Source organism: Bradyrhizobium sp. P2_E8 (genome assembly GCF_056403875.1).
The window spans coordinates 1-2,782 of the sequence record NZ_JBFUES010000963.1 but is presented as its reverse complement, the minus strand read 5'-3'; the positions used below and the strand labels follow the sequence as shown (position 1 = coordinate 2,782).

General features: G+C 65.4%; 3 protein-coding genes. 1 reads left to right on the top strand and 2 read right to left on the bottom strand.

Annotated elements, in window-relative coordinates; all coding sequences use genetic code 11:
* Window positions 1-119: 119 nt before the first annotated feature.
* Together AC1D00_RS35035 and AC1D00_RS35030 are read right to left on the bottom strand one after the other, a co-directional pair.
* Entirely contained in the window at window positions 120-503 is a 384-nt protein-coding gene (locus AC1D00_RS35035; protein ID WP_027544175.1) for a cell division protein ZapA, read from the bottom strand.
* Window positions 500-820 carry a DUF4164 domain-containing protein gene (locus AC1D00_RS35030; protein WP_020608063.1) on the bottom strand — a complete coding sequence of 107 codons (321 nt, stop codon included), beginning with the start codon at window positions 818-820 and terminating at the stop codon, window positions 500-502. The genes AC1D00_RS35035 and AC1D00_RS35030 overlap by 4 nt, the downstream gene beginning before the upstream one ends.
* Before the next feature lie 390 nt (window positions 821-1,210).
* Between AC1D00_RS35030 and AC1D00_RS35025 the strand changes: the two genes are divergently transcribed.
* The coding region (locus tag AC1D00_RS35025; protein ID WP_477013827.1) for a 1-deoxy-D-xylulose-5-phosphate synthase N-terminal domain-containing protein at window positions 1,211-2,782 on the top strand (1,572 nt) is incomplete at its 3' end.

Here is a 2,782-nt window from a genome sequence, read left to right as displayed (position 1 = left end):
CGCTTGGGGCGGGCTCCTCACCATGAGGGTCCAAGATATCCCGCAAGCAAGACCTCATCCTGAGGAGCCCGCAAAAAGCGGGCGTCTCGAAGGATGGCCACTAAGGAAGACGCCAACGGTCAGCCGATCGCTATTCCGTTGCCGACGGTCCGGTTCAAGACCTGGGTCGATTTCTCGATGCGTTCGGCGGCGGCGTTCAACGCATTCACCACCGCGTTCTGCGTCATCCTGGCGCGCTCGACGGCGGCATTGCGGAAATCCCGCAGCTCGGTCAATTCCTGCTCCATGGCGCGGACGCGGTTGCCGGCGTCGACCAGTTCGTCGCAGACGGTCAGCGCCGCCATCACCGTGAGCCTGGCATCACCGATCTCGCCGAATTTTCCACGCAGTGACTGAATCCGCGTCTCCAGGCTTTCGGCGAGCTTGAGCAGCCGCACCTCCTGGCCCTCCTCGCAGGCCATGCGGTATTGCCGGCCATTGATGGTGACGTTGATGTGGCTCATCCATCCTCTCCGGTATCGAGCACCGAGCGTATCGTGACGATTGCGGAATCCAGCCGGTCGGAGATCTCGCGATTGGTGCGCTCCAGCTTGCGCGCCTTCACCAGCGCACCATCGAGCTCATCGGCAAGCCGCGAGCGGTCCGCGCCGAGTGCCTGGATTCGCGCAGCGAGTTCGTTCTCGTCGCGATCGGCATCGCGCCGCCGCTCGACCGCGCTTTCGAGCGCGTCGAGCGCCGCCATGAGCCTGCGGGTCGCGATCTCGATCTCGACGGCGGAGGACTCGGTCATGGCGGAACTGTTGGAAACGCGATCGTTCATGCGGTCAGCGGCGGACCTTGGTGGCCTTTGCATCGGGGCTTGCCGCCCAGCAAAAGACTCGGTTCGGCAAGCGGTTAGAAGCAGAAATTTACGTGGCAAGCTAGCAAATCGCAACGTCGCCGCGAAACTATGCACCGATAGATCGGCCCTCGGCATGCCGGCCGGCTGGTTCCCGATCTGCATGATCCGCGGCTGCGGCTTTTCCGGATCAGGCCGTACGCAACTTTTGCGGCCAAACCGGCGTTTGATTGCCTTGGACTCCCGGAACCGAGATGCTATCCAGCCCCCAACCTCCCGTGACCGCCAGGCTCGATCCAGCGCGGCGCACACGGCCATCAAGCACCTCATTCCAGACGGATTTTCATCATGATGCAGCTCGATGCCACCCGTATGGCCCATACGCAGGTCGACCACACCCGTATGGCCAACGCGATCCGCGGCCTTTCGATGGACGCTGTCGAGAAGGCGAAATCGGGTCATCCCGGCCTACCGATGGGCGCCGCCGACATCGCCACGGTGCTGTTCACGCAATTCCTGAAATTCGACGCCGCCGCGCCCGCCTGGCCGGACCGCGACCGCTTCGTGCTCTCGGCCGGCCACGGCTCGATGCTGCTCTATTCGCTGCTGTATCTCACCGGCAATGCCGAGATGACGCTGGACCAGCTCAAGCAGTTCCGCCAGCTCGGCGGGCTGACGCCTGGCCACCCCGAGAACTTCCACACCAAGGGCATCGAGACCACCACCGGTCCGCTCGGCCAGGGCATCTCGACCGCGGTCGGCATGGCGCTCGCCGAGAAGATGCTCGCCGCCGAGTTCGGCAAGAAGATCGTCGACCACCACACCTTCGTGCTCGCCTCCGACGGCGACCTGATGGAAGGCGTGTCGCAGGAAGCGATCGCGATGGCCGGGCACTGGAAGCTCAACAAGCTGATCGTGCTCTACGACGACAACGGCATCTCGATCGACGGCCCGACCTCGCTCGCCGATTCCGTCGACCAGGTGAAGCGCTTCAAGTCCGCCGGCTGGGCCGCCGAGAAGATCGACGGCCAGGATCAGGCCGCGATCGCCGACGCCATCACGCGCGCGAAGAAGTCGAACAAGCCGACGCTGATCGCCTGCCGCACCACCATCGGCTTCGGCGCGCCGCACAAGGCCGGCACGTCGAAGGTGCATGGCGAAGCGCTCGGCGCCGAGGAGCTCAAGGCCGCCAAGGAAAATCTCGGCATCTCGCTCGAGCCGTTCTCGGTGCCCGACGACGTGCTGAAGGCCTGGCGCGCGGCCGGCAGCCGCGGCGCCGTGGCCCGCCAGGAATGGGAAGGACGGCTCGGTGAGCTCGGCAGCCGCAAGCGCGCCGAGTTCGAGCGCCGCCTGCGCCACGAGCGTCCGGCCTCGCTCGCAAAGGCGGTGCGCGCGTACAAGAAGGAGCTGCTGGAAAAGCCGCTGGTTGCGGCCACCCGCAAATCCTCGGAAGCCGTGATCGAGGTCATTGCCGGCGCGATGCCGATGGAGTTCCTCGCAGGCTCGGCCGACCTCACCGGCTCCAACAACAACAAGGCGAAGTCGGCGACCGCTTTCTCCGCCAAGACGCCGAAGGGCCGCTTCATCCATTACGGCATCCGCGAGCACGGCATGGCCGCCGCGATGAACGGCATCTTCCTGCACGGCGGCTTCGCGCCGAACGGCGCAACCTTCCTGGTGTTCACCGACTATGCGCGTCCGGCGATGCGCCTTGCCGCGCTGATGGGCACTGGTGTCGTCTACTCGGCGACCGCTTTCTCCGCCAAGACGCCGAAGGGCCGCTTCATCCATTACGGCATCCGCGAGCACGGCATGGCCGCCGCGATGAACGGCATCTTCCTGCACGGCGGCTTCGCGCCGAACGGCGCAACCTTCCTGGTGTTCACCGACTATGCGCGTCCGGCGATGCGCCTTGCCGCGCTGATGGGCACTGGTGTCGTCTAC

Coding starts and splice junctions, on each gene's coding strand:
- AC1D00_RS35035 (WP_027544175.1), bottom strand. CDS start 503: ATGAGCCACATCAACGTCACCATCAATGGCCGGCAATACCGCATGGCC.
- AC1D00_RS35030 (WP_020608063.1), bottom strand. CDS start 820: ATGAACGATCGCGTTTCCAACAGTTCCGCCATGACCGAGTCCTCCGCC.